General features: G+C 71.6%; 22 protein-coding genes. 12 read left to right on the top strand and 10 right to left on the bottom strand.

Going from position 1 to position 25709, the window contains the following annotated elements; translation table 11 throughout:
• Positions 1-40 precede the first annotated feature (40 nt).
• Both SHK19_RS12110 and SHK19_RS12105 read left to right on the top strand, forming a co-directional pair.
• On the top strand, positions 41-538 hold the full coding sequence (locus tag SHK19_RS12110; RefSeq protein WP_322455216.1) for a Rieske (2Fe-2S) protein: 498 nt from the start codon (positions 41-43) through the stop codon (positions 536-538).
• Positions 535-966: a Rieske (2Fe-2S) protein gene (locus SHK19_RS12105; protein ID WP_322455215.1), complete on the top strand. Its 432-nt coding sequence runs from the start codon at positions 535-537 to the stop codon at positions 964-966. The genes SHK19_RS12110 and SHK19_RS12105 overlap by 4 nt, the downstream gene beginning before the upstream one ends.
• A 169-nt stretch (positions 967-1135) precedes the next feature.
• On the opposite strand, the gene SHK19_RS12100 is transcribed toward SHK19_RS12105, so the two are convergent.
• A complete protein-coding gene (locus tag SHK19_RS12100) occupies positions 1136-2428 on the bottom strand; it encodes a pyridine nucleotide-disulfide oxidoreductase (protein WP_322936353.1) in 1293 nt (430 codons plus the stop codon).
• 99 nt (positions 2429-2527) lie between these two features.
• On the opposite strand from SHK19_RS12100, the gene uvrC reads away from it, so the two are divergent.
• The 4 genes from uvrC (at position 2528) to whiA (ending at position 7714) form a co-directional block, all read left to right on the top strand.
• On the top strand, positions 2528-4489 hold the full coding sequence (gene uvrC / locus SHK19_RS12095) for an excinuclease ABC subunit UvrC (protein ID WP_322455213.1): 1962 nt from the start codon (positions 2528-2530) through the stop codon (positions 4487-4489).
• A gap of 141 nt (positions 4490-4630) precedes the next feature.
• Complete coding sequence (rapZ, locus tag SHK19_RS12090) at positions 4631-5512, top strand: RNase adapter RapZ (protein ID WP_322455212.1); 882 nt, start codon at positions 4631-4633, stop codon at positions 5510-5512.
• An 11-nt stretch (positions 5513-5523) separates the two neighbouring features.
• Complete coding sequence (locus SHK19_RS12085; protein ID WP_322936352.1) at positions 5524-6537, top strand: gluconeogenesis factor YvcK family protein; 1014 nt, start codon at positions 5524-5526, stop codon at positions 6535-6537.
• 190 nt (positions 6538-6727) lie between these two features.
• Positions 6728-7714: a DNA-binding protein WhiA gene (whiA, locus tag SHK19_RS12080; protein ID WP_322455210.1), complete on the top strand. Its 987-nt coding sequence runs from the start codon at positions 6728-6730 to the stop codon at positions 7712-7714.
• A gap of 26 nt (positions 7715-7740) precedes the next feature.
• Here whiA and SHK19_RS12075 read toward each other — a convergent pair whose 3' ends face one another.
• Genes SHK19_RS12075 through SHK19_RS12060 form a run of 4 tightly spaced genes read right to left on the bottom strand, consistent with a single transcriptional unit; the run spans position 7741 to position 14544 of the window.
• Positions 7741-10794: an FtsX-like permease family protein gene (locus SHK19_RS12075; RefSeq protein ID WP_322936351.1), complete on the bottom strand. Its 3054-nt coding sequence runs from the start codon at positions 10792-10794 to the stop codon at positions 7741-7743.
• The gene (locus SHK19_RS12070; RefSeq protein ID WP_322936350.1) at positions 10791-13007 is read right to left on the bottom strand and encodes an FtsX-like permease family protein; all 2217 of its coding nucleotides are present in this window, start codon (positions 13005-13007) and stop codon (positions 10791-10793) included. Before SHK19_RS12070 ends, SHK19_RS12075 begins: the two co-directional genes overlap by 4 nt.
• Positions 13004-13645: an ABC transporter ATP-binding protein gene (locus tag SHK19_RS12065; protein ID WP_322936349.1), complete on the bottom strand. Its 642-nt coding sequence runs from the start codon at positions 13643-13645 to the stop codon at positions 13004-13006. The genes SHK19_RS12070 and SHK19_RS12065 overlap by 4 nt, the downstream gene beginning before the upstream one ends.
• A complete protein-coding gene (locus SHK19_RS12060) occupies positions 13642-14544 on the bottom strand; it encodes an ABC transporter ATP-binding protein (RefSeq protein WP_322455206.1) in 903 nt (300 codons plus the stop codon). The genes SHK19_RS12065 and SHK19_RS12060 overlap by 4 nt, the downstream gene beginning before the upstream one ends.
• Positions 14545-14634: 90 nt before the next feature.
• Here SHK19_RS12060 and SHK19_RS12055 point away from each other — a divergent pair, with 90 nt between their 5' ends.
• The 6 genes from SHK19_RS12055 to SHK19_RS12030 all read left to right on the top strand — a co-directional run bounded on the left by SHK19_RS12055 (position 14635) and on the right by SHK19_RS12030 (position 18731).
• Complete coding sequence (locus tag SHK19_RS12055) at positions 14635-14820, top strand: DUF1918 domain-containing protein (protein ID WP_322936348.1); 186 nt, start codon at positions 14635-14637, stop codon at positions 14818-14820.
• 174 nt (positions 14821-14994) lie between these two features.
• Positions 14995-15993, top strand: coding sequence for a type I glyceraldehyde-3-phosphate dehydrogenase (gap, locus tag SHK19_RS12050; RefSeq protein WP_322455204.1), 999 nt, complete (start codon positions 14995-14997; stop codon positions 15991-15993).
• A 2-nt stretch (positions 15994-15995) separates the two neighbouring features.
• On the top strand, positions 15996-17198 hold the full coding sequence (locus SHK19_RS12045; RefSeq protein ID WP_322936347.1) for a phosphoglycerate kinase: 1203 nt from the start codon (positions 15996-15998) through the stop codon (positions 17196-17198).
• 5 nt (positions 17199-17203) lie between these two features.
• Entirely contained in the window at positions 17204-18007 is an 804-nt protein-coding gene (gene tpiA / locus SHK19_RS12040; RefSeq protein WP_322455202.1) for a triose-phosphate isomerase, read from the top strand.
• Between the two features lie 72 nt (positions 18008-18079).
• Entirely contained in the window at positions 18080-18313 is a 234-nt protein-coding gene (secG, locus tag SHK19_RS12035; protein WP_322455603.1) for a preprotein translocase subunit SecG, read from the top strand.
• 109 nt (positions 18314-18422) lie between these two features.
• Positions 18423-18731: an RNA polymerase-binding protein RbpA gene (locus tag SHK19_RS12030; RefSeq protein ID WP_245994106.1), complete on the top strand. Its 309-nt coding sequence runs from the start codon at positions 18423-18425 to the stop codon at positions 18729-18731.
• A gap of 135 nt (positions 18732-18866) precedes the next feature.
• On the opposite strand, the gene SHK19_RS12025 is transcribed toward SHK19_RS12030, so the two are convergent.
• The 5 genes from SHK19_RS12025 to tkt form a co-directional block, all read right to left on the bottom strand.
• On the bottom strand, positions 18867-19835 hold the full coding sequence (locus tag SHK19_RS12025) for a type IV toxin-antitoxin system AbiEi family antitoxin domain-containing protein (RefSeq protein WP_322936346.1): 969 nt from the start codon (positions 19833-19835) through the stop codon (positions 18867-18869).
• Between the two features lie 169 nt (positions 19836-20004).
• On the bottom strand, positions 20005-20739 hold the full coding sequence (pgl, locus tag SHK19_RS12020; protein WP_322936345.1) for a 6-phosphogluconolactonase: 735 nt from the start codon (positions 20737-20739) through the stop codon (positions 20005-20007).
• Positions 20736-22373 (bottom strand): glucose-6-phosphate isomerase, encoded by a 1638-nt coding sequence (gene pgi, locus SHK19_RS12015; RefSeq protein WP_322455602.1) that lies wholly within the window; start codon positions 22371-22373, stop codon positions 20736-20738. The genes pgl and pgi overlap by 4 nt, the downstream gene beginning before the upstream one ends.
• Positions 22370-23464, bottom strand: coding sequence for a transaldolase (tal, locus tag SHK19_RS12010; protein ID WP_322455198.1), 1095 nt, complete (start codon positions 23462-23464; stop codon positions 22370-22372). Before tal ends, pgi begins: the two co-directional genes overlap by 4 nt.
• Before the next feature lie 64 nt (positions 23465-23528).
• Positions 23529-25640, bottom strand: coding sequence for a transketolase (gene tkt, locus SHK19_RS12005; RefSeq protein ID WP_322936344.1), 2112 nt, complete (start codon positions 25638-25640; stop codon positions 23529-23531).
• Between the last annotated feature and the right edge of the window lie 69 nt (positions 25641-25709).

Genomic DNA, 25709 nt, shown 5'->3' with positions numbered 1-25709 from the left:
CGGTCTGAACCAGACGCCCGCCGACTACGTTGACCCAGTCATGACGGCTGAAAAATCAACTATCAGCAGGCGTCGGGCCCTCAGCGGGGCCGCGACCGCAGGACTCGGGCTGCCCCTGCTGGGGGCCTGTGGCGACGACGGCGGCGCGTCGAGCGCAGCGGCCCCGACCTCGTCGGCCACTGCGCCGCCCTCGTCCGGGGCTACCCGGACGTCGGAGCAGCCAACGGAGAGCGAGACCACCGCGGCGCCCCCGGCGGGCGACGGGATCCCGACCTCGGAGGTGCCGGTCGGTGGCGGCATCGTCCTGGCCGACGAGCAGGTGGTGATCACCCAACCGAGCGACGGGGAGTTCAAGGCGTTCAGCGCGATCTGCACGCACCAGGGATGTGTGGTCGCGCGGGTGAGCTCGGAGATCGAGTGCGACTGCCATGCCAGCCGGTTCTCGATCACCGACGGCTCGGTCACCGGCGGTCCCGCGCTCTCGCCGCTGGGCTCGGTCGACGTCAGCGTCTCCGGCAACCAGGTGAGGCTCGGATGAGCGGCCTGGGACAGGTCCGGGCGAACCGCCGGATCGTCTTCCACGGCCTGGGTGCGCTCGGCGTCGCGGTCGCGCTCGCCGGCTGTGCGGGTGACGACGGCGACGGCGGTGGCGAGGGCGGGGACGACCAGGTCGAGGCGGGGGCCGAGCTGACGACCACCGACCAGGTGCCCGTGGGCGGCGGCATCGTCCTCACCGACCAGAAGGTGGTGGTCACGCAGCCGACGGAGGGGGAGTTCCGGGCCTACACCGCGGTGTGCACCCACCAGCAGCTGTTGGTGACCTCCGTCGAGGACGGCGTCATCCACTGCGCCAACCACGGCAGCGAGTACGACGCCGCGACCGGCGAGGTGACCGGCGGCCCCGCTCCCTCGGCGCTGGCCGCCGTCGAGATCAACGTCGAGGGCGACAAGATCCTCAAGCGCTAGGAGACCGTTCGAGGAACGAGGACGGACTCCGTAAGAGGCGCGAAGGTCGAGTAGCGCCACGGCTGAGCTTGCGAAGCCGTGAGGCGCGTATCGAGACCCGGTGAGGCGACCGTCCACGGTGAGTCTGCACGTCGCGGCGTCTCGATACGCCCGCGCGCAGGCGCTCGGGCTACTCGACGACCGGCGGCCGCGCCGCAACCTCTCGCCAGCGGGCGTCCCGGAGCGAGGGGCGACGGTCGAGCCGCGCATCGAGCAGCGTCCGGGCGTCGTCGTACCTCTGGGCGCGGAGCAGGGCCGCGATCCGGGTCTCCTCGACGATCTCGCGCTGCGCGTCGGAGCCGCCGAGCCGCCAGCAGTGCGGCGCCAGCGCACCGAGCCGGTCGGCCGCTTCCGAAGCGCGACCCGAGCCCAGCGCCCACAGGGCGTCGGCCAGCGGTGCGACAACCTCGCGCTGCGCGGGATGGGGATGGTTCGCACATCGTGTGGCCAACCGACGGAGACCGTCGAGGTCGTCGATCGCCAGCAGCGTCACCGCCGCGTGCATGCCGAGGAACGCCGTCGCCGGTGCCTCGAGGCCACCTCGGCCGGTCACCCGCGCGACCTCCTCCAGGCCCGGCACCGCTTCAGCGTCCGGCGTCAACGCCCAGCGGAAGAGGAGCGAGCCGGTGTCGACCAGAGCGCGGCAGCCGATGGTGTGCCGGGGCTGGAGCTGTTCGGAGTACCGCTTGCGGACGGCGTCGAGGTCACCGAGGGAGAGCTCGTGCAGAGCGGCGTGCCAGGAGAAGTGGGTGAGGCTCTCGGTCTCTGCCCCCTCGCCGGTCACCCAGGCATCCATCCAGGCCAGCCCCTCGACGTGGTCCCCGGTCTCGTAGTGGGCATGGGAGCGCGCGTGGGCGGCGTGGCCCGAGGTGGGATCGGCGGCCAGCGCCCGGCACGCGAGCGCCATGGCCTCGTCGTACCGCCGCTGCTCCTGGCGGACGAACGCGAGCAGGCCGAGGAACCAGGGGTCGTCGCCGTACGACGGTGCCGCTCCCTCCACGATCGCCCACGCCTCCGCCGGCACCTCGGTCACGCCGGCGAACGCGATCGTGGGCATCGCGATCGACAACAGCACCGCGTCGCGCGGGTAGGCGGTGAGGTGCGCGAGCAGCGGCCGGTGGTCGCCCTGGAGGTGCCGGTCGACGGCGTGCACGTGGCTGCGCTCGCGCTCAGTCGCCCGGCCGGCCAGCCGACGGGCGTCGTCGAGCCGGGACGCGATGTCGACGTCGACGCACATCTCGTGGCCGAGCAGCGCCAGGTCGGCGTGCGCGAGCGCGAACGTCGGGTCGTGGGCGAGCGCGGACGCGATCCGCACGTGGGCGTCGCGGCGGAGCCGGAGCAGGTCGCGGACGCCAGCGACGTACGCCGCCGCTGCCACGTCGCTCGTGGTCAGCGGATAGCCGTAGTCGTCACGACAACCCATGACGGCAGTGTCTCCCGCGGGACCACGATCGTCGACGACTTTGCTGCGCGCGTCTCCCGATCACGCTGCCAGTCGGTGTGGGTACGTAGGGTTGAGGGCGTGTCGCAGAGCTACCGCCCGAAGCCGGGCGAGATCCCCACCGAGCCCGGGGTCTACCGCTTCCGCGACAAGCAGCGACGGGTGATCTACGTCGGCAAGGCCAAGAACCTCCGGTCCCGGCTGTCGTCATACTTCCAGGACATCGGCAACCTCCACCAGCGCACGGCGACCATGGTCGCCACCGCGGCGTCGGTCGAGTGGACCGTGGTCAAGACCGAGGTCGAGGCGCTGCAGCTGGAGTACTCCTGGATCAAGGAGTTCGACCCGCGGTTCAACGTCAAGTACCGCGACGACAAGTCCTACCCGTGGCTCGCCGTGACCGTCGGCGAGGAGTTCCCGCGGGTGATGGTGGGACGCGGGGCGAAGCGCAAGGGCACGCGCTACTACGGCCCCTACAGCCACGCCTGGGCCATCCGCGAGACCGTCGACATCCTGCTCCGGGTGTTTCCCATGCGCTCGTGCAGCAACGGGGTGTTCAAGCGGTCGCAGCAGATCGGGCGGCCCTGCCTGCTCGGCTACATCGACAAGTGCGCCGCCCCCTGCGTCGGCAACGTCTCGGCCGAGGAGCACCGCGCGATCGTCGACGACTTCTGCGAGTTCATGGCAGGGCGCACCAAGCCGTTCATCAAGCGCATCGAGCAACAGATGTACGCCGCCAGCGACGAGCTCGACTTCGAGAGGGCCGCCCGGCTCCGCGACGACCTCGGCGCGATGCAGAAGGCGCTGGAGAAGCAGGCGGTGGTGCTCGGCGACGGCGCGGACGCCGACGTGATCGCGCTCGCGGAGGACCCGCTCGAGGTCGCTGTCCAGGTCTTCTACGTGCGGGGCGGCCGGATCCGCGGCCAGCGCGGCTGGGTCGCCGACCGCACCGACGACGGCGCCACCCCCGAGCTGGTCGAGACCTTCCTGCTCCAGCTCTACGCCGGCGAGCCGGAGTCCGTGCCGAGGGAGATCCTGGTGCCGGAGCTGCCTCCGGACCCCGAGACGTTCGAGCAGCTGTTCGGCGACCTGAAGGGGTCGAAGGTGTCGATCCGGGTCCCGCAGCGTGGGGACAAGAAGGCGCTGCAGGAGAACGTGGCGCGCAACGCGAAGGAGTCGCTCGCCCTGCACAAGACCAAGCGGGCGAGCGACCTGACCACGCGCAACCAGGCGATCGCCGAGATCGCCGAGGCGCTGGAGCTCGAGGAGGCGCCGCTGCGGATCGAGTGCTACGACGTCTCCCACATCCAGGGCACCGAGATCGTCGCCTCGATGGTGGTCTTCGAGGACGGGCTCGCGCGGAAGAGCGAGTACCGCAGGTTCGTGATCCGCGACCAGGAGGGATCCGACGACGTGGCAGCCATGCACGAGGTGATCTCGCGCCGGTTCCGTCGGCTGCTCGACGAGCAGGCGCGGAGCGAGGAGCGGATGGGGGAGGACGGCCCGATGCTCGTCGACCCCGACACGGGGCGACCCCGCAAGTTCGCCTACGCGCCCGGTCTGGTCGTGGTCGACGGTGGCGCGCCGCAGGTGGCGGCCGCGCAGCGCGCCCTCGACGAGCTGGGGATCGACGACATCCCCGTGTGCGGTCTCGCGAAGCGGCTCGAGGAGGTGTGGCTCCCAGGGCAACCGGACCCCGTCATCCTGCGGCGGACGTCCGAGGGTCTCTACCTCCTGCAGCGGGTCCGCGACGAGGCACACCGGTTCGCGATCGCCCACCACCGCGGGCGGCGCTCGAAGTCGATGGTGGAGAGCGTGCTCGACGACGTGCCCGGACTGGGGGAGGTGCGCCGCAAGACCCTCATGCGCCACTTCGGGTCCCTGAAGAAGCTGCGCGAAGCGGAGGTCGACCAGATCGCCGCCGTACCCGGCATCGGGCCGCGCACCGCGTCCGCGATCAAGGAGGCGGTCGCGGCAGGGGGCGCGACAGCGAGCCGGGCGACGCGGAAGACGAGCGTTCCGAACGGGGGCAGCGGTGCGTGAATCCGCGTTCTGGGTGCGTGCAGCGCAAGGCGGCGTTGCGTGGGCAGACTGGGCGTCTTCCAAGCGATGCCAACGAAGCGATGTGCGTGCCCAGGGCGCGGAGTTGCGTGCCGAGGCCCCCGTTCGGAACGCTGTGTCTCCATGAGTGCCGACCCGAGCGCGCAACCTGCCGGCGAGCTGGTCGTGGTGACCGGCATGACCGGCGCCGGGCGCAGCACCGCGGCCAAGGAGCTGGAGGACCTCGGCTTCTACGTCGTCGACAACCTGCCCCCGAGCCTGCTCCCGGACGTGGTCCGCCTCGTCGACGAGAGCCAGGGCCGGAGCCAGCGGATCGCGGTCGTCGTCGACGTCCGGTCCGGCTCCTTCTTCCAGGGCCTGCGGGCCGCGCTCGCCCACGGCGTCACCGGGCGCGACACCACGCTCGTCTTCCTCGACGCCACCGACGACGTGCTGGTCCGCCGGCAGGAGGCCGTCCGCCGCCCGCACCCGCTGCAGGAGGGCGGGCGGCTGCTCGACGGCCTGGTGCGCGAGCGCGTGGTGCTGGGCGACCTCCGTGCCGACGCCGACCTGGTCATCGACACCAGCAACCTCAACGTGCACCAGCTCACCGATCGGATCGCGGAGGCGTTCGGCACGCCGGAGACCACCCGGCTGCGGGTGACCACGATCAGCTTCGGCTTCAAGTACGGCATCCCGGCCGACGCCGACTACGTGGCCGACATGCGCTTCCTGCCCAACCCGCACTGGGTGCCGGAGCTGCGGGCGCACACCGGCCGCGACCTGGACGTGTCGGACTACGTGCTCGGACGGCCGGGCGCCGCGGAGTTCCTCGACCAGTTCGTACCGCTCCTGGCGGGCGTCGCCGAGGGCTATCTCCGCGAGGGCAAGCGCTTCATGCGCGTGGCGATCGGCTGCACCGGCGGCAAGCACCGCAGTGTTGCCATGAGCGAGGAGATCGCGCGCCGGATGCAGGAGCTGGGCTACGTCGCCCGCGCCCTCCACCGCGACCTGGGGCGCGAGTGATCACCCCACGAATGACGCACCACCGGCCGCACGACCGCGCGCAGGCCGTCGTCGCCCTCGGAGGCGGACACGGGCTCCACGCGTCGCTGACCGCGCTGCGGATGCTCGTCGACGACCTGACCGTCGACGAGCTCACCGCGGTGGTGACCGTGGCCGACAACGGCGGTTCGTCGGGACGGCTCAGGGGCGAGTTCGGCGTACTCCCGCCGGGAGACCTGCGGATGGCGCTGGCCGCGCTCTGCGGCGACGACGAGTGGGGTGACACGTGGGCACGAGTGCTCCAGCACCGGTTCGAGGGCGACGGCGAGATGCGGGGACACGTCGTCGGCAACCTGCTCATCGTGGGTCTGTGGGAGCTGCTCGCCAAGGATGGACACAGTCACGTCGACGCCCTGGACTGGGTCGGCCGGCTGCTCGGCGCCAAGGGACGCGTGCTGCCGATGGCGATGACCCCGATGGACATCACCGCCGAGGTGCGCGGCATCGGAGCGGATCCCGACCAGCTGGAGACGGTCCGGGGTCAGGTCGAGGTGGCCACGACCGACGGGGTGATCACGACGATCGCCCTCGACCCTCCGGACCCGGAGGTCAGCGCCGCCGCGCTCACCGCGATCGGTGAGGCCGATTGGGCGGTGCTCGGTCCGGGCTCGTGGTTCACGTCGGTGATCCCGCACCTGCTGGTGCCGCAGCTGCGCGATGCGCTGGTGGCGACCGACGCGCGGCTGGTCGTCGTCCTCAACCTCGCGGAGCAGCAGGGGGAGACCGGTGGCTTCGGTCCGGCCGACCACCTGGCGGTGCTCGCCGAGCACGCGCCGGACCTCGGCGTCCACACCGTGCTCGCCGACCGGGAGAGCGTGGGCGACGACGCAGACGACCTGCTGTCGATGGTCGAAGCGCTCGGCGCCCGGCTGGTCATCGAGGACGTCGCGATGGGCGACGGCACGCCCCGGCACGACCTCGCGCGGCTCGCGGCGGCTTACGCACGGATCATGCAGTCCACAGCCACGGATTCGGTCCCGGGGTAGTTGACCGTCGTGGCAGGATCGCCCTTATGAGCGCACGCCCCCCGATCCCGCCTGCTGCGCACCGCCCCGAGGCACGCCTGGCTGCGTTGTCGGCGCTCGGTAGACAACCCGGTATGCCGTCGCACCTCCGCCTTGCCAGCCATCCCTCGGATGCGGTGCTCGTGACGCCGGTATCGGAGGGCGTGCGCTCATGGCGATGACGGCTCAGGTCAAGGCGGAATTGGCCAGCACCCCGGTCACCAAGGCGTGTTGTCGCAAGGCGGAGGTCGCCTCGACGCTGCGGTTCGCGGGCGGGTTGCACATCGTCGCGGGCCGGATCGTGGTCGAGGCCGAGCTGGACACCGGTGCGGCCGCCCGCCGGCTGCGCCGTGACATCGCGGAGATGTACGGCCAGTCGTCCGACGTCGTGATGGTGCAGGGCAACGGGATCCGCAAGGGCAGCCGCTACATCGTGCGTGTCGTCAAGGACGGCGAGGCGCTGGCCCGGCAGACCGGTCTGCTCGACCAGCGTGGTCGTCCCGTGCGCGGGCTGCCGCCGGCCGTCGTCTCCGGCGGCGGGTGTGACGCGGTCGCCGCGTGGCGGGGCGCGTTCCTCGCCCACGGCTCGCTCACCGAGCCCGGACGCTCATCCTCGCTGGAGGTCACCTGCCCCGGCTCCGAGGCAGCGTTGGCCCTCGTCGGCGTCGCGCGGCGGCTCGGGATCCAGGCGAAGGCCCGCGAGGTCCGCGGTGTCGACCGGGTCGTCATCCGGGACGGCGACGCGATCGGCCAGCTGCTGACCAGGCTCGGCGCCCACGAGACGCTGATGGCCTGGGAGGAACGTCGGATGCGACGCGAGGTTCGGGCGACGGCCAACCGCCTCGCCAACTTCGACGACGCCAACCTGCGCCGGTCGGCGCGAGCGGCCGTGACCGCGGGCGCGCGGGTCGAGCGGGCGATGGAGATCCTCGGTGACGAGGTGCCCGACCACCTGCGGATGGCCGGACGGCTCCGTCTCGAGCACAAGCAGGCGTCGCTGGAGGAGCTCGGGCAGCTGCACGAGCCGGTGCTCACGAAGGACGCGATCGCCGGCCGGATCCGCCGGCTGCTGGCGATGGCCGACAAGCGCGCCGAGGAGCTCGGTGTCCCCGACACCGAGGCCTCGCTGACTCCCGAGATGCTGGCCGGCGACGGCTGACCAGCCCCCAGTCGGCCGGCCGGCCGTCAGCGTGCCTTCTCGCGGAGCGACGCGCCGCGTGCGCGACGTACCGTCGCCCAGGCGCTGACCACCGCGACCGCGCCCAGCAGGAGCGCGACGCTGGCGGCGACGAGCGACAGCAGGGACGGGTCGACCCAGGCGACGACCCGCGGCCAGGACACGCCCTCCACCTGGCCCAACGTGATCCGGCGCAGCACGATCCACTGGGCCAGCGAGCCCGCGGCCAGACCGGCGAGGCCGGCCGCCCCCAGCACCACGCCCTGCTCGAGGGCGACGGACAGCAGCACCGTGCGGCGCCGGACCCCGACCACGCTCAGTGACGCCGCGTCGAGCCGACGACCGGGCAGCTGGACGGCCGTCGAGACCGCCAGCCCCGCAACGGCCATCAGCAGCACGAGGACCGCGGTGACCAGGTAGAGCCGCAGGACGATGGCGTAGGCCGTGCCGTCGAGCCGTTCCATCTCCCGCTGCTGGGTCGTGGTGATCACGAGGCCGCGAGCCGCCAGGGCGTCGTCGATGCGCTGCGGGGTGTCGCCGGTCGCCACCACCCGGACGTCGAACTCGGAGTCGAAGATCGCACGGTTGGCGCTCAGCATGGCGTAGTCGATCGCCGCACCTTGGGGGCCGACGAACGGCACGCTCTCGGCGGTCACCGCGGCCGTGACCGGCGGGGGCTGGCCGGCGGTCGACGTCGCGGTGCCGCCGGCGACGTCCCCGATCGAGTCGGTCGCCTCGCGGCCGGCGACGACGGGCCGCACCGACGGGATGTCGCCGGCGGTCAGTCCGGCGAGGCCACGCCCGGTCGCCCTGACCGTCAGCCCGTCGGACGTGGTCGCGACCTCGTCGGCGACCTGCTGCAGCTCATCGGCGGACGTGAGCTGCCAGCCGCCGTCGGTGAGCACGTCCGACCGGTCCGCGCCGTCCATCTCCATCGGTCCGAGGGCGAAGGTGCCGTCGAGCTCGACGGGTAGTCCCGCGCCGCCACCGATGAGCAGACCCTCGACCGTGCAGGTCCTGGGGCACCCGACCCGCTCGACGAGGGACGACGTACCCGGGGCGAACGGGCCGATGTAGTACCCGTTGACCTCGCCCTCCACGCTGCGGAGCCGGACCTCGATCGTGACCGGCTCGCTCCCGCGCGGCACGGTCACCGTCAGGCCGAGCTGCCGGCCGGTGACCGTCGGCAGGGGAGTGCCGGTCAGCAGTGCGGCGATCTCCTCGACGTCACGGCCGGGCGTCCAGGTCTCGTGCCAGGTCGCGACCCGCCCGAGGCGGTCGCCGTCGACGGCGACGTACGTCGCGTCCTGCGCGACGAGGGTGCCGGCGGCCATCAGCCAGCGTCCCTCCGGGTCGAGCTCGTGGGTCAGTGCGACCGCCTCCGACATGGGCAGCTCTGAACCCCAGACGGTGTGCGCGGGCGCTTGGGTGGCGGCCACGCTCGCTCGCCAGGTCGCCGCGGCGTCGTACACGCCGGCACCGAAGGTGCACACGGCGATCGCCACGGTCAGCGGCAGCACGACGAGCGTGCCTGCCGCACGCCGCGCGACCGCCCGGACGGCGAGGAAGCCGACGGTGCCGAGCGGACGGCGGCGGGCGAGCCACGCCGCCGCGGAGCGCGCCGCGGCGGTGGCCGCGACCCCGAACGCGGCGGCGATGAGCACCGGCAGGATCAGGTCGCCGGCGTCCGTGCTGCCTCCACTGGTACGCGTCACTGCGGCGGTCGTCACCACCAGCGTGCCCGCGACCAGGACGAGGACCGCCGCTGCGGCGGTGCGGCCGGCTCGGCGCGGCCGCAGGTGGCCGCTCAGCTGGTCGGCGAGGGTCCGCGACAGGACGCCGCGGACCGCCAGCGCGCAGACGGCGACAGCCGCCGCGGTGACGGCTGCAGTGGCGAGCCAGGCCGCCGGTGGCAGGGGCAGCGGCAGGCCCGGCGCGAGCCAGGCGCGGATCAGCACACCGGTGAGACCGATGCCGGCCGCCACGCCCAGGGGCAACGCGATCACGACCAGGAGCACCGGCTCCGCGACGGCGAGCAGCCACACCCGAGGGCGACTGGCTCCGCGGAGGGAGGCGAGAGCGAGGTCGGGGACCCGGAGGTCGCCCGCCGCCGTGGTAAGGCGGCTCAGCAGCGCCAGCGCCACCAGCACGAGCGAGACCACCGCCGGGGTGACGGACGAGACGGCGGTGCGGCGTTCCCGCTCGATGTCGCTCGTCACCCCGCCGAGATCGTTGCGGGAGACCTCCACGAGGGTGCCCGTCGCCAGGCGTTCCGGGACCGGCTCGGTCGCGGAGCCGAGGTCGCTCAGCCGACGCGCGTCGAGGTCCGCCGGCACGTCGATGAGGGTGTCGACCCGCACCACCCAGTCCTGGGAAGGGACCGCCTCGAAGTGGTCGGTGGTGACGAGGTACGGCGCGGGTCGACGGGGCAGCACCCGGCCCCCTCGCTCCGGGTTGCCGACCAGCGTCGGCGGGACCGACGCCAGCCGCGCCGGGTCGAACCAGTAGTCCTCGAGCGCGGCGAGGTCGGCGGTGTCGAGGTCCGGGCCGGTGGGATAGGTGTAGGTGCCGACGACGGTGAGGGAGCCCAGCGGCTCCCCGAGCTCCATCCGGTCACCGATCGCGAGGTCGTCCTCCTCGGCGTCGCCGGCCAGGATGATCGTCTCGCCCGGGCGTTCCGGGCACCTCCCCTCGATCTCGAGGTGGTCGCACGCGTCGTCGCGCGCCAGCAGCTGCACCTCGCCGTAGTTCCCGGGCGCGGGGAGCCGTGCGGTCTCGAGCTGGACGGACAGGTCGTGCTGCCCGTCGGGCACCCGGACCGCCGCCCGGGCGTCGGCCAGCACCTCCTCGGGTGTCGTCCGTCCGGTCGGCTGGAACTCCCAGGTGCGCCCGGTGATCGGGTTCGGCGCCTCGGAGAGCCGGCTGATCGCGTAGCTGTTGCCGACGGCGACCGTGAACGCGGGGCCGACGACGGCGGACGCGACCGCGATCACCAGCAGGACCAGAGTGCCGATCGACAGGAGGGCGCGGGAGCGGAGTCCGTCGAGAGCGACCCGGATCATCCGGCCGCCTCCTTACGGAGCGTGGCGGGGCGGCTGGCCGCGCCTCTGCTCCCGGACGCCCAGGCGCCGGCGGCGAGGGTCGCGACCAGCACGACGCCGGCGGCGAGCAGCACGGGGAGCGGCCGGAGCCCGGTGTCGAGCGGCAGCTGCGCGGACTGGATGCGGAGGACCGGCACCACCGACGCGAAGGCTGCGACCGCGGCGGCGGTGGCGACCGCGGTGGCGACGCTCGCGACGCCGGCGACCAGCATCGACTGCGCGCGGGAGACGCTGCGCAGCTCCGGCGTCTCGATGCCCAGCACCCGGAGCGCGGCGTGCTCGCGGGTGCGCTCGGCCCGCAGCCGCGAGACGGGGAGCAACACACCGAGGACGCCGAGCAGCAGGCCGCCGAGGGCGACGAGGACGAGCCGGCGGGCCAGGTCGCTGCCGGACTCGTCGATGGTCGACGCGGAGATCTGGCTCGGGATCAACGGGCTGCCGACCGCCGCGATGACGTCGTCGGGGGTGTCGGCCCGCGCCAGGATCCACGGCTCGGCAGCGGCGACGGCCGACCCGCCCTCGAGCGTGGCAGTCGGCAGGTCGAGGACGGTCCCGCCGGAACCGACGAGGGGGAGTGCAGGGACCGTCGCCAGGACCTCGGCCGTGCGGGACAGGCTGCTCGTCGTCGGTGCCTGAGGTTCGCCCTCCCAGTCGACGCTGGTGGTCGCGACGACCGGGACCGACCAGATGGTGCGGTCGGAAGTCAGGAAGCTGGCGCCCGCCCGGCTCGGGCGTACGTCGAGAGCCTTGGCGGTCTGCCTCACCTCGCCCGGCGGCCGTTCGTCGGGCTCGTCGAGGTTCCACTCCCGGTCCAGGAGATCGAGGCCGCCGACGTTGAGCTTGCTGATCCGGATGACCGGGCGCCTGCACCGCGGTCGGTTCCAGTTGTCGGAGACGCATGGCTGGCCGGTCGCGACCTCGATGCCGAGGACCCGGCAGCCGGCGTCACACCGGCTGAGCGGTACGAACGTCGTCGTGCTGCCGCCGGGTGGGACCTGGAGGAAGAGGTCCTGCTGCGCGCTGCCCTCGACGCCGTCGGTGGTGACCGAGACCAGCACGAACGCCGCCAGCGGGCTGTCCGACGAGACGGTCGCGGTGAGGAAGTCGCCGGTCGTCATCGGCTCCGGCTCGGCCGTGATGGCCGCGTCGTGGAGACCGGCGACGGCCGCCGAGCCCTCTTCGGCAGGAGTGTCGTCGAGGCTGTCCCCGACGACGCGCTCGTAGCGGGCGGTGTCGAGATACACGCGCCGGGAGACGGCACGGTCGTCGGCGAAGACCCGGATCGCGGCCATCAGCCAACGTCCGTCGGGGTCTGCCGCGTGGGTCGCGGCCAGCACGGCGTCGGCGCCGCCGGCGTACGGGACCACCTGCGGCGCGCCGGCGGTCACCGCCCGGGTGTCGTCCTCCCAGTCCTGCACCGCGAGCAGCAGGTTGGTGGCGAGCCCGAGCAGGGTGGCGCCGGCGATCACCAGCGGGAGCCCGGCCGTCGCGCGCGGCGACTGCAGGCGCCGGCCGACGAGCACCGGGCGGAGGTCCGGCCGCTTCGTCAGCCAGCCCGCGGCGATCCGCACCAGCCACGTGGCGGTGACGCCGACGGCGAGCCCGACCAGTGTCGGACCGGCGAACGGCAGCCAGGCCGGCCCGTCGCTGCCGCGCCTGAGCACGGCGACCGCAGCGGCCACGATGATGAGCACCGCGACGAATCGCGTTGCGGTCCCGCCCGTCAGTCTCCGGGCACGCTCGCCGAGCAGGTCGGGGAGCGGCTCACGGAGGGCGACCAGCATCGCGGACACGACCACCACCGCCGCGACGCCGACGGCCGCGACGGCGAAGGCCACCTGCTCGGGCGCGACCGCCCAGCAGAGGCCGGCACCTGCCGCGCCGCCGAGCAGCACCGGGACGAGCGGTTCGGCCACGAGCGCGCGGGCGACGGAGGGTCCGGGCCGTCCCCGCAACCGGAGCAGCGCGGCCTCATGCCGCCGCCGGGCTCCCACGGCCAGTCCGGCGGCCAGCACCAGGCCCGCGGCGAGGAGCAACAGCGGGGCGAGCAGCGCGGTCTCGGCTCCGTCGGCGCGGACCGCCATGGGGCCGGCAGCGACGACGGCGATCGCGACGGCAATCGTGAGGTGGGTGCCCCGACGGAGCCAGAGCCCGGCCAACAGCCGGGACCTCATCCGAGGCGGCCCTCGTCGATCGTCACGTGGTCGTCGGCGGCGTCGACGATCGCCGGGTCGTGGGTGGCGATGACGACCGACGCCCCCCGATCGGCCTCGCGACGCAGGGCGTCGAGCACGACCTCGGCGTTGCTCTGGTCGAGCTCGCTGGTCGGCTCGTCGGCGAGCAGCACCGGCGCCTCGACCACGAGAGCGCGGGCGACGGCCACCCGCTGCATCTGGCCGCCCGAGAGCTCCTCCACCTGGCGGTCGCCGAGGTCCGCGATGTCGAACCGCGCGAGCGCCGCCTCGGCCCGGTCGTTGGCGTCACGCCAGCTGACCCCGCGTGCGCGGAGCGCGACGGCGACGTTCTCCCGCGCCGACAGGATCGGCACCAGGCCGTAGACCTGCAGGACGAAGGCGATCTCCGGGCGCGGGTCGCCGTTGCCGCGCCACGTCGGCGCGCCGTCGTACGTCGCCGCGCCGGCGGTGGGCGCGATCAGCCCGCCGGCGACCGAGAGCAGGGTCGTCTTCCCGGATCCGCTCGGGCCGGCGACGGCGGTCACCCGGCCGGCCGGAAAGGTCACGGACACGTCGTCGAGCACCAGCGGGCCGGGCCGGTAGCGCACGGCGTCGACCACCAGGTCAGCGCCGGTCACCGCACGTCTTCCTGCGGGATGCCCGTCTCGTCGGCCGGGTGGGTGATGAGGATCCGGCGTGGCTCGGCCTCGATCCGGACGAGCGTGCCAGGCGGCCACTGCGGCGTGAGGTGGGACGGCAGGTGCAGCATGCCGTCGGCGCCGATGACGGAGTACTCCGCGCCGTCCCGGCCCTCGGAGCCGACCCGGCCGCCCTTCATCGTCACCGTCCGTGGGAACGTCGCGGCGACCTCGGGCTGGTGGGTGACGACGACGATGGTCGTCCCGAAGTCGCGGTTGAGCTCGTGCAGGAGCTGGACCACCGCGTCGCGGTCGACATGCGAGAGCTGGCTGGTGGGCTCGTCGGCCAGCAGGACCTGCGGTCGGGTCGAGACCGCACAGGCGAGGGCCAGGCGCTGGCGCTGTCCTCCCGACAGCGTGCTCACGACCTGGTCGGCCTGGTCGGCGAGCCCGACCCGCTCGAGCAGCTCGGCGGCGGTCGGCGCGTCGTCGAGCTCGGCGGACGTCATCCCGATCCGAGCGAAGCCGATGTTGCGTCGCGCCGTCGTGTAGGGGAGCAGGTTGCGGGTGGCTCCCTGCAGCATGGTCGCCACCCGACGAGCCCGCAGCCGCGCGAGGTGCCGTTCGCTCATCCGCGAGATGTCGTCGTCACCGAGGTAGATGCGGCCGGCACTCGGGCGCTGGATGCCTCCCAGCAGCGCCAGCAGTGTCGACTTCCCCGATCCGCTCGGTCCGAGGAACGCCACTCGCTCGCCGGGCTGGATCTCGAGGTCCACCCCCTGCAGGGCGACCACGTCGTGGCCTTCGAAGGTCCGGTAGAGGTGGACCACGCCCGCGCACCGGAGCCCGATGCCGCCGGCGCCTGACCTCACCCCTTCGTCTGCCTCGACCTGCGTCATGCGCGTCATCATGCCTCTTGCCTCCGGCTCCAGCGGAGAGCATCGTGGTCACTTACTCGTAACGATGCGAGCCGCACCGGAGGTGACCACATGCGAGCGAACGTTGGCGACCGTCTCGTCGTCGAGGGCCGGACCGACACGATGCACCGCCGCGAGGCCGAGGTGCTCGAGGTGCGGGGCGAGGACGGCGGTCCGCCGTACCTCGTCCGCTGGGAGGACGGCCACGAGGCGCTGACCTTCCCGGGCGCCGACGCCCACGTCGTCCCCGCTTCCTGACACCGGTCCCTGAGACCGCTCGACGCTGGGGGCGTTGTTACCCGCACGTACGACGGGACTGGCCGGTGGCCGGCGTGCGCCCGCTTGTAGGGTGACGGACGCGGGTGACTGAACGCCCGCGATCCAGTCAAGGCGGGTGACCGAACGCCCACCACCGAGACAAGGAGCATTGCTGTGACCGTACGCGTAGGCATCAACGGCTTCGGCCGGATCGGCCGCAACTTCTTCCGCGCAGTCCGCGCCAGTGGCCTCGACATCGAGATCGTCGGCGTCAACGACCTGACCGACAACGCCACCCTGGCGCACCTGCTCAAGTACGACTCGATCCTCGGCCGCCTCGACGCGGACGTGAGCTCGACCAACGACGCGATCGTCGTCGGCGACACCGAGATCAAGGCGTTCGCCGAGCGCGACCCCAGCATGCTGAAGTGGGCCGACCTGGGGGTCGACGTGGTCGTCGAGTCCACCGGGTTCTTCACCGACGCCACCAAGGCGCGCGCCCACGTCGACGGCGGCGGCGCCAAGAAGGTCATCATCTCCGCGCCCGCGTCCAACGAGGACATCACGATCGTGATGGGTGTCAACGACGAGCTCTACGACGCCGAGCAGCACACGGTGATCTCCAACGCGTCGTGCACCACGAACTGCCTCGGACCGATGGCCAAGGCGCTCAACGACGGACTCGGCATCAACAAGGGCCTGATGACCACCATCCACGCCTACACCGCGGACCAGAACCTCCACGACAACATCCACAAGGACCCGCGTCGCGCCCGCGCCGCCGCCCTCAACATCGTGCCGACCTCGACCGGTGCCGCGAAGGCGATCGGGCTGGTGCTGCCGGAGCTCAAGGGCAAGCTCGACGGCTATGCCCTGCGCGTGCCCACCCCGACCGGATCGCTCACCGACCTCTCCTTCGAGGCGGCGCGTGAGACGAGCGTCGAGGAGGTCAACGAGATCGTGAAGGCCGCCGCGGACGGCAGGATCCTGCGCTACTCCACCGACCCGATCGTTTCCTCGGACATCGTGACCGACCCGGCGTCCTGCATCTTCGACGCACCGCTGACCAAGGTCATCGGCAACCAGGTCAAGGTCGCCGGCTGGTACGACAACGAGTGGGGCTACTCCAACCGCCTCGCGGACCTGATCGTCCACGTCGGCGCCACCCTCTGACGGTGACGGAGTACGCCGGACTCGGCGAGGTCAGCGGCAAGCGGGTCCTCGTCCGGTCGGACCTCAACGTGCCCCTGGAAGGCACGACGATCACGGACGACGGGCGGATCCGGGCCAGCGTCCCGACCATCAGGGAGCTGGCTGACGCCGGGGCCCGGGTCGTCGTGGCGGCGCACCTCGGTCGTCCCAAGGGCGAGCCGGATGCGGCGTACTCACTCGCGCCGGTCGCGGCGCGGCTCGGCGAGCTGCTCGGCCGGGACGTCGCATTCGCGACCGACACCGTCGGTGAGTCGGCACAGGCGACGGTCGCCGCGCTCGAGGACGGCCAGGTCGCCGTGCTCGAGAACGTGCGGTTCAACGCGGGGGAGACCAGCAAGGACGACGCCGAGCGCGGCGCCTTCGCCAACCGGCTCGCAGCGCTGGCCGACGCGTTCGTCTCCGACGGCTTCGGTGTCGTCCACCGCAAGCAGGCGTCGGTGTACGACGTGGCCCAGCGGCTGCCGCACACCATGGGCGGCCTGGTCGCGGCGGAGATCGACGTACTGCGCCGGCTCACGCTGGACCCCGAGCGCCCCTACGTGGTCGTGCTCGGGGGCTCGAAGGTGTCCGACAAGCTGGGCGTGATCGACAACCTGCTCGGCAAGGCCGACAAGCTGCTCATCGGCGGCGGCATGGTCTTCACCTTCCTGGCCGCCGAGGGACACGAGGTCGGCAAGAGCATCCTCGAGGAGGACCAGCTCGATACCTGCCGGGACTACCTGCGCCGCGCGCGTGATGCCGGGGTGGAGCTGCTGCTGCCGTCCGACATCATCATCGACACCGAGTTTCCGTCCGGCGACCGGAGGCCCGCCCCCGGCGTCGTGCCGTCCTCCGAGATCCCGTCCGACTGCCTGGGGCTCGACATCGGGCCCGCGAGCGCGGCGACCTACGCCAAGGCGCTCGCCGACGCGCGGACGGTCTTCTGGAACGGCCCGATGGGAGTCTTCGAGGTCGACGCCTTCGCGGCCGGCACGAAGGCGGTGGCCGAGGCGCTGACCAAGGTCGACGGCTTGACCGTCGTCGGTGGCGGCGACTCCGCGGCCGCGGTGCGCACGCTCGGGTTCGACGAGGCGGCGTTCGGCCACATCTCCACCGGAGGCGGTGCCAGCCTCGAGTACCTCGAGGGCAAGGAGCTCCCCGGCATCACGGTCCTCGAAGAGAGCTGACGACAATGGCAACTGCTGCAACCGGCCGCACGCCGATCATGGCGGGCAACTGGAAGATGAACCTCAACCACCAGGAAGCGGTGGTCCTGGTCCAGAAGCTCGCCTGGACGCTGTCGGACAAGCGGCACGACTACGGCAAGGTCGAGGTCGTCGTGCTGCCGCCGTTCACCGACATCCGGTCCGTGCAGACGCTGGTCGACGGCGACCGGCTCTCGATCAAGTACGGCGCGCAGGACGTGTCCGTGCACGAGTCCGGTGCCTACACCGGCGAGATCTCTGCAGTCATGCTGGCGAAGCTGGGCTGCTCCTACGTGACGGTCGGCCACTCAGAGCGCCGGCAGTACCACGACGAGTCCGACGAGCTCGTGGCCGCGAAGGCCAGGGCTGCGCTGGCGGCGAAGATCACGCCCATCGTGTGCGTGGGCGAGGGCCTGGAGATCCGGCAGGAGGGCACCCACGTGCCCTACAACACCGCCCAAGTGGTCGGCTCGCTCGCCGGCCTGACCGCGGAGCAGGTCGCCGGGCTGGTCATCGCTTACGAGCCGGTGTGGGCGATCGGCACCGGTGAGGTCGCCACCCCCGACGACGCGCAGGAGGTCTGTGCGGCCATCCGTGGGCAGATCAAGGAGTCGTACGGCGCTGACGTCGCCGACGCCGTACGCATCCAGTACGGCGGTTCGGTGAAGGCGGCCAACGTCGCCGGGATCATGGCGCAGCCCGACATCGACGGCTGCCTGGTCGGCGGGGCGAGCCTGCAGGCCGACGAGTTCGGCGGCATCTGCCGGTTCTACGACATGCCGGTCCTGTGAGCGATCTGCCCTGTCCACACGCGTGTCCCGGGTTCGGGACGCGCCCGCGGCTGACGTAGGATCCCTGTCGTGTTGGAAACCGCTTTCACTGTTCTGCTCGTCATCACGAGCGTGCTGATGATCCTCCTGGTGCTGCTGCACAAGGGGCGTGGCGGCGGACTCTCGGACATGTTCGGCGGCGGCGTCTCCAGCTCCCTGGGCGGTTCGTCGATCGCGGAACGCAACCTTGACCGGTTCACGATCGGCATCGGTGTCATCTGGGGTGCGTGCGTGATCGCGCTCGGCCTCCTGCTTGCCTATCAGTGATCCCCCGAGACTGAACAACCTTTCCGGTCCCGCCGGATCGAACTGAGGAGAGTGTCCGTTGGCTGGTGGTGGCAGCGCGATCCGCGGTAGTCGCGTCGGCGCAGGCCCGATGGGTGAGGCCGAGCGCGGCGAGGCCGCGCCGCGCCAAGCAGTGACCTACTTCTGCGCGCACGGTCACCGGTCGGTGATCGCGTTCTCCGTCGAGGCCGTCGTTCCCGACTCGTGGGACTGCCCGAAGTGCGGTCTGCCGGCCGGCCTCGACTCCGAGAACGCCCCGCCGGCACCCAAGATCGAGCCCTACAAGACGCACCTCGCCTACGTGAAGGAGCGCCGCTCCGACAAGGAGGCCGAGGTCATCCTCGACGAGGCCATCCAGCTCCTCCGTTCGCGCAGGAAGTCCGGCGAGATCATTTTCTGACGCCGACCCGGCTGGTCTGTACGCCGACCCGGCTGGTCTGTACGCCGACCCGGCTGGTCTGTACGCCGACCCGGCTGATCTGTACGCCGACCCGGCTGATCTGTACGCCGACCCGGCTCGTTCAAACGCGTCGGGTCAGCGACTGCGGCGGCCGAAACGGCGCTGAGCCTCGGCCGCTCCCGCAAGCAGGAGCTTCTCGGCGTCCTGCCTGTGTCCGAACAAGTTCTCCTTGGTGAACGGCTGGACGAGGATGCGGGCCCTTTCCTCGACCGCCCGTCGGCGCTCACGATCGTGGGTGCGCTGCTCGGGGGTCGAGTGCCACTCGTCGCCGTCGTACTCGGCAGCGAAGCAGAGCTCCTCGTTCGCCAAGTCGAGTCGAGCAAGGAGCTCGTCGCCGTCCCACACCTCCATCTGGGGGATCGGAGCAGGTAGGTGCACCTCGATCCAGCGGAGGCGGAGTACCGATTCGGGTGGGGACTCGGCGCGGCCGTCGACGTACACGACGAGTGCGCGAAGCACACGCACCCACCGCATACCGCGGAAGCGGCTCACGCCGGCCACCAGCTCGTCTTTGCTGAAGACGCCCAGACGCAACATCTGGTCCATGCCGGCGAGGGATCGCTCCGGCCAGCGGTTGCGGCCAAGGTCCCAGGCTGTCCGGATCGGCGTCGTCACCCTCAGCCCCCGGATCTCGACGACGTCGCCTGGGCGCAGCATCCGCTCGCCGCTAGTGGTCAGGTCGTTGCGCAGCCGACGACCGGGTGGGAGAAACATCGACAACGGCGCCACACTCAGGTGCTCGTTGGGCGCGAGGACCATCTCCGCTCCGTGGAGCCAGCCTGCATGGCGGTCGCAAACGACGGCATCAGCAGGTGTGACCAGCTTGAGACATTCGCACCGAAGCTCCAAGGAGTCAGGCAGGCTCGCGACGACGTACACACCCTTGATGGGACGCCGCAGGTGTCCGGCGCGTACGAGTTCGGTGAGGTCCCGCTGAGAGAGACCTGCCTCGGACCGAGCGGTCTGATAGGTGAACGGCCGATCGAGAGGCAGGGGGACGCTGGGTGGCAGGAACGGTTCTGCGATGAGCTTGGCGATCGTCATGGACGCGGGCTGCCCGTGAGCAGTCAGGCGTACACCTGGCGTTCGCGGACCTGTGGATGAGCGCGTGATTTGCCGACCCGGCCCGTTCAAACGAGCCAGGTCGGCGTTGAGATGAGCCGGGTCGGCGTTGAGATGAGCCGGGTCGGCGTTGAGATGAGCCGGGTCGGCGTCAGAGGCGGGAGGCGGCGGCGTGGTCGAGGAAGAACGTCGTCTCGACCAGGCCGCGGACGCCGCGGGCGGGGGTCTGGGCCACGGTGCCGTCGTCAGCGAGGGCGCGGGCGACGGCGCCCGCCTTGGCGTCGCCGGAGGCGAGGAACCAGACCGCGTGCGAGCGTTCAAGCGCTTCGAAGGTGAGGGTCACCCGGTCGGGCGGCGGCTTGGGGGAGTCGTGGACCGCGGCCGCGACCGTGTCGGCGACCTCGAGAGCCGGATGGCCGGGGAACAGCGACGCGACGTGGCCGTCCGGACCGATTCCGAGCATGAGTACGTCGAAGGCGCCACCGCCCTCGGTCCGCACGTCGTCGGCGTACGCCGCCGCGGCGGCCTCCGCGTCCGCAACCTGGTCGGCGGCCGGCACCTCGTGCACCCGCGTCGCGGCGACCGCGTCGAGGAACGCCGCACGGGCCTGGAGGGCATTGCGATCGGGGGAGTCGGCCGCGACGAACCTCTCGTCGCCGAACCAGAAGTGAACCGTGCCCCAGTCGACGCCGGAGTCCGCGGCCATCCGGGCGACCTCGCGGTGGACGGCGTCGGCGATCGTGCCGCCGGTCAGGCCGATGTGGGGCACGTTTCCGGCCGCCTGCGCATCGGCGATGCGGTTGAGCAGCTCGCCGGCGACAGCGGTGGCCAGGGTCTCCGCGTCGGGCTGGACCTCGATCAAGGGGGGCGGTCGGTCGGCGATCAAGGTCGGTGCCTCCGGTAGTAGTCGATCAACGCGCGGGTCGAGGGGTCCTGCTGCGCGATCGCCGCGTCGTCGCCCGCCACCGCGGGGGTGATCTGCTGCGCGAGCTGCTTGCCGAGCTCGACTCCCCACTGGTCGAAGCTGTCGATGCCCCAGATGACGCCCTGGGTGAAGGTGATGTGCTCGTAGAGAGCGATCAGCTGCCCCAGGACCGACGGCGACAGCTCCGGCGCCATGATCGACGTCGTGGGCCGGTTGCCGGTGAACACCCGGGCCGGGACGATCTCCTCGGGCGTGCCCTCGGCCCGGACCTCGTCGGCGGTCTTGCCGAACGCCAGCGCCTTGGTCTGGGCGAAGAAGTTGGCGAGGAACAGCTCGTGGACGTCGACGTCGCCGTCCTGCAGCGGGTACGCCGGGTTGGCGACGGCGATGAAGTCGCACGGGATCAGCCGGGTGCCCTGGTGGATGAGCTGGTAGAACGCGTGCTGGCCGTTCGTGCCCGGCTCACCCCAGAACACCTCGCCGGTGTCGGTGGTCACCGGAGAGCCGTCCCAGCGCACGCCCTTGCCGTTGCTCTCCATGGTCAGCTGCTGGAGGTAGGCAGCGAACCGGTGCAGCGACTGCGCATAGGGGAGTACGGCGTGCGTCTGCGCGCCCAGGAAGTTGACGTACCAGATGTTCAGCAGCCCCATCAGCGCCGGCACGTTGCGCTCGAGGGGCAGCTCGCGGAAGTGGTCGTCGATCGTGTGGAAGCCGGCGAGGAACTCGGCGAACCGCTCCGGGCCGATCGCGATCACCAGCGAGGTGCCGATGGCGGAGTCGACCGAGTAGCGACCACCGACCCAGTCCCAGAAGCCGAAGGCGTTGGCCGGGTCGATGCCGAACGCCTCGACCTTGTCGAGGGCGGTCGACACGGCGACGAAGTGCCGGGCGACGGCCCCCGGTGCCTGGTCCAGCCCGTCGAGCAGCCAACTGCGGCACAACCGCGCGTTGGTGAGCGTCTCGAGCGTCCCGAAGGTCTTGCTGGCGACGATGAAGAGCGTCGTCGCCGGATCGAGGCCGGACAGCTTCTCGGCCGCGTCGGTGGGGTCGATGTTGCTGATGAAGCGGCACTCGATCCCGTCCTGGCGGTAGGGCTTGAGCGCCTCGTAGGCCATGACCGGCCCCAGGTCCGACCCGCCGATCCCGATGTTGACGACGGTGCGGATGCGCTCGCCGGTGGCGCCGCGCCACTGGCCCGACCGCACCTGCTCGGCGAAGGCGTAGACCCGCTGGAGCACGGCGTGCACGTCACCCACGGCATCCTGCCCGTCGACCTCGAGCTGCGCGCCGGGCGGTTGCCGCAGCGCGGTGTGGAGCACCGCGCGGTCCTCGGTCACGTTGATGTGCTCACCGGCGAGCATGGCGTCGCGGCGCTCCTCGAGCCCCACCGCACGCGCCAGGTCGACGAGTGCGCCGAGGACTGAGTCGTCGACGAGGTTCTTGGACAGGTCGACGTGGAGGTCACCCGCGTCGAAGGTGAGCCGCTCGGCGCGGGCGGGGTCCTCGTCGAACGCGGTGCGCAGGTCCGGCGTGCCCGCGGCGGCGAGGTCGGTCAACCGCTCCCATGCCGGGGTCGTCGTCGGGTCCACCGTCAGCCCATCTGGCCCTTGACGGTCTCCACCAGCTCGAGCCACGACTTCTTGAACTTGTCGACGCCCTCGGTCTCCAGCACGAGGAACACGTCGTCGAGGTCGACCCCCACCTCGCTGAGCTGGTCGAAGAGCGCCTTTGCCTCCTGCGCCCGACCGGAGACCTGGTCTCCCTTCACCTCGCCGTGGTCGGCGAACGCCTCCATGGTCTTCTCCGGCATCGTGTTGACGGTGCCGGAGACCACGAGGTCGGTCACGTAGAGGGTGTCGGAGTAGTCCGGGTTCTTCACGCCGGTCGACGCCCAGAGCGGACGCTGCTGCTTGGCTCCGGCTGCGGCCAGAGCCTGCCAGCGGTCCGACGCAATGACCTCCTCGAACGCGGCGTAGGCGAGCCGGGCGTTCGCGACGGCGGCCTTGCCGCGCAGCGCGAGCGCCTCGTCGGAGCCGATGGCGTCCAGTCGCTTGTCGATCTCGGTGTCGACCCGGGACACGAAGAACGACGCGACCGACTGGATCTGAGCGAGGTCGAGGCCGTTGTCCTTCGCCTGCTCCAGTCCGGACAGGTAGGCGTGCATCACGGTCCGGTAGCGCTCGGTGGAAAAGATCAGCGTCACGTTGACGCTGATGCCCTCGGCGATCGCGGCGGTGATCGCCGGCAGTCCCTCGAGGGTCGCGGGGATCTTGATGAGTGCGTTGGGGCGGTCGACGGCCGACCACAGCGCCTTTGCCGAGGCGATGGTGCCGTCGGTGTCGTTCGCCAGGATGGGCTCGACCTCGATCGACACCCGGCCGTCGGAGGATGAACCGTCGGCCACCGTGGCCAGCACGTCGCAGGCGTTGCGGACGTCCTCGGTGGTCAGCTCGAAGATGACCTTGTCGACGTCGGCGCCCTCCTTGATGAGGGAACGCACCTGCTCGTCGTAGCGCTCGCCGTCGGAGATCGCCGACGCGAAGATGGTCGGGTTGGTCGTGACGCCGACGACCGACTTCTCGGCGACGAGGTCGGCCAGGTTGCCGGTCTCGATCCGCTCGCGCGACAGGTCGTCGAGCCAGATGGACACACCGGCGTCGGCCAGTGCCTTCAGACGGTCACTCATGGGGTTCTCCTTTGTGAGCAGACGCTCGCCGAGCTCGTCGATGCGTCGGGGTCGATGGTCGTGCCTACCTGGCCGCAGCCTCGATGCTGTCCTTGGCGGCTTGTGCGACGGCTTCGCCGGTGAAGCCGAACTCGTTGAATATGCGGGCGCCGTCGGCGGAGGCGCCGAACCGCTCCAGGCTCACCATCTGACCGGCGTCGCCGACGTACTCCCGCCAGCCCTGCTTGATGCCGGCTTCGACGCTGACGCGCGCCTTGACGGTCGGCGGGATGACCTCGTCGCGGTAGGCCTGGGTCTGCTGCTCGAACCACTCGATCGAGGGCATCGAGACGACGCGGGCGTTGATGCCGTCGGCCGCGAGCAGCTCGCGCGCCTGCACCGCCAGCTGGACCTCCGACCCGGTGCCGATCAGGATCACGTCGGGCTGGGCGCCGTCGGCCTCGACCAGCACGTAGCCGCCCTTGCCGACGTCGGCGGTCGTCGCGAAGCCGTCCTCGCCGCGCGGGAACGTCGGGACGTTCTGGCGGGTCAGGATCAGCCCGGCCGGACGGTCGGTGTTCTTGAGGATCTGCAACCACGCCGCCGCCGTCTCGTTGGCGTCGGCCGGGCGCACGATGTCGAGCCCCGGGATCCCGCGGAGCGCCCAGAGGTGCTCGACCGGCTGGTGCGTCGGACCGTCCTCACCGAGGCCGATCGAGTCGTGGGTCCAGACGTAGATGACCGGCGCCTGCATCAGTGCCGCCACCCGGACCGAGCCACGCATGTAGTCGGAGAAGGTCAGGAAGGTCCCGCCGAAGACCCGGGTGCCGCCGTGGGCGGCGATGCCGTTCATGATCGCGCCCATGCCGTGCTCGCGGATGCCGAAGTGGAGGACGCGACCCTCGAGCGGGTCTCCCTTCCAGTCCTCGACCGAACGATCCTTCGGGAGGAACGACGGCGCGCCCTTGATGGTCGTGTTGTTGGAGCCGGCGAGGTCGGCCGACCCTCCCCACAGCTCCGGCATGACGGGAGCGATCGCGTTGATGACCTGGCCGGATGCAGCCCGGGTGGCGACGCCCTTGGCGTCGGCGGGGAAGCTCGGCAGGGCGTCCTCCAGGCCCTCGGGCAGCGCCCGACCCTTCATCCGGAACAGCAGCGCAGCCTGCTCGTGGTGCTCGGCGGCCCAGGCGTCGTACTTCAGGTCCCACTCGGCGCCCCACGCCTTGCCGCGCTGCAGGAGTGAGCGGGTGTGCTCGAGGACGTCGTCCGGCACCTCGAACTTCCGCGCCGGGTCGAACCCGAGCACCTCCTTGGTCGCGGCGACCTCGTCGTCACCGAGCGCCGACCCGTGCGCGGCCTCGGTGTTCTGCGCGTTGGGCGCGGGCCAGGCGATGATCGTCCGCAGCACGATCATCGAGGGCTGGTCGGTCACCGCGTCGGCGGCCTTGATCGCCTCGTACAGCGCGGGGACGTCCTCGGCGTAGTCGGCACCGTTGGTGTGGTCGCCGCCCTTGGTCCAGTCGACTGTCTGGACGTGCCAGCCGTAGGCCTCGTAGCGCTTGGCCACGTCCTCGTTGAACGCGATGTCGGTGTCGCCCTCGATGGAGATCCGGTTGGCGTCGTAGATGACCGTCAGGTTCCCCAGCTTCTGGGTGCCGGCGATCGAGGACGTCTCACTGCTGACGCCCTCCTGGAGGTCGCCGTCGGAGGCGATGGCATAGATGTGGTGGTCGAACAGCGACTCGCCGGGGGCCGCACCCGGGTCGAGGAGACCGCGCTCGCGACGGGCGGCCATCGCCATCCCGACCGCGTTGCCCAGCCCCTGGCCGAGCGGGCCGGTGGTCACCTCGACGCCGGCAGTGTGGCCGAACTCGGGGTGCCCGGGGGTCTTGGAACCCCAGGTGCGCAGCGACTTCAGGTCGTCGAGCTCGAGACCGAAACCACCGAGGAAGAGCTGGGTGTAGAGCGTGATCGAGCTGTGGCCGGCGCTGAGCACGAACCGGTCGCGCGAGATCCAGTTGGGGTCCGCGGGATCGTGGCGCATCACCTTCTGGAAGAGGAGGTACGCCGCCGGCGCCAGGCTCATCGCAGTGCCGGGGTGGCCGTTCCCGACCTTCTGCACGGCATCCATCGCCAGGACGCGCGCGGTGTCGACCGCCTTGCGGTCCAGATCGGTCCACTCGAGCTCCGGGATCATGCCCACGAGCCTACTCAGCGCCCTCGACGGCCCGACAGGGGCCAGATGGCGGAACCGAGCCCGAACACG

This window comes from Nocardioides bizhenqiangii (genome assembly GCF_034661235.1).
Classification (GTDB): Bacteria; Actinomycetota; Actinomycetes; order Propionibacteriales; family Nocardioidaceae; genus Nocardioides; species Nocardioides bizhenqiangii.
The sequence above is the reverse complement of the archived record's forward strand: the minus strand, read 5'-3'. Positions and strand labels throughout refer to the sequence as shown.

Bases quoted from the DNA above. Each gene is read 5' to 3' on its own strand.
- SHK19_RS12110 (WP_322455216.1), top strand. From the start codon at position 41: ATGACGGCTGAAAAATCAACTATCAGCAGGCGTCGGGCCCTCAGCGGG.
- SHK19_RS12105 (WP_322455215.1), top strand. From the start codon at position 535: ATGAGCGGCCTGGGACAGGTCCGGGCGAACCGCCGGATCGTCTTCCAC.
- SHK19_RS12100 (WP_322936353.1), bottom strand. From the start codon at position 2,428: ATGGGTTGTCGTGACGACTACGGCTATCCGCTGACCACGAGCGACGTG.
- rapZ (WP_322455212.1), top strand. From the start codon at position 4,631: ATGAGTGCCGACCCGAGCGCGCAACCTGCCGGCGAGCTGGTCGTGGTG.
- SHK19_RS12085 (WP_322936352.1), top strand. From the start codon at position 5,524: ATGACGCACCACCGGCCGCACGACCGCGCGCAGGCCGTCGTCGCCCTC.
- whiA (WP_322455210.1), top strand. From the start codon at position 6,728: ATGGCGATGACGGCTCAGGTCAAGGCGGAATTGGCCAGCACCCCGGTC.
- SHK19_RS12075 (WP_322936351.1), bottom strand. From the start codon at position 10,794: ATGATCCGGGTCGCTCTCGACGGACTCCGCTCCCGCGCCCTCCTGTCG.
- SHK19_RS12070 (WP_322936350.1), bottom strand. From the start codon at position 13,007: ATGAGGTCCCGGCTGTTGGCCGGGCTCTGGCTCCGTCGGGGCACCCAC.
- SHK19_RS12060 (WP_322455206.1), bottom strand. From the start codon at position 14,544: ATGACGCAGGTCGAGGCAGACGAAGGGGTGAGGTCAGGCGCCGGCGGC.
- SHK19_RS12055 (WP_322936348.1), top strand. From the start codon at position 14,635: ATGCGAGCGAACGTTGGCGACCGTCTCGTCGTCGAGGGCCGGACCGAC.
- tpiA (WP_322455202.1), top strand. From the start codon at position 17,204: ATGGCAACTGCTGCAACCGGCCGCACGCCGATCATGGCGGGCAACTGG.
- SHK19_RS12030 (WP_245994106.1), top strand. From the start codon at position 18,423: ATGGGTGAGGCCGAGCGCGGCGAGGCCGCGCCGCGCCAAGCAGTGACC.
- SHK19_RS12025 (WP_322936346.1), bottom strand. From the start codon at position 19,835: ATGACGATCGCCAAGCTCATCGCAGAACCGTTCCTGCCACCCAGCGTC.
- tal (WP_322455198.1), bottom strand. From the start codon at position 23,464: ATGAGTGACCGTCTGAAGGCACTGGCCGACGCCGGTGTGTCCATCTGG.
- tkt (WP_322936344.1), bottom strand. From the start codon at position 25,640: ATGATCCCGGAGCTCGAGTGGACCGATCTGGACCGCAAGGCGGTCGAC.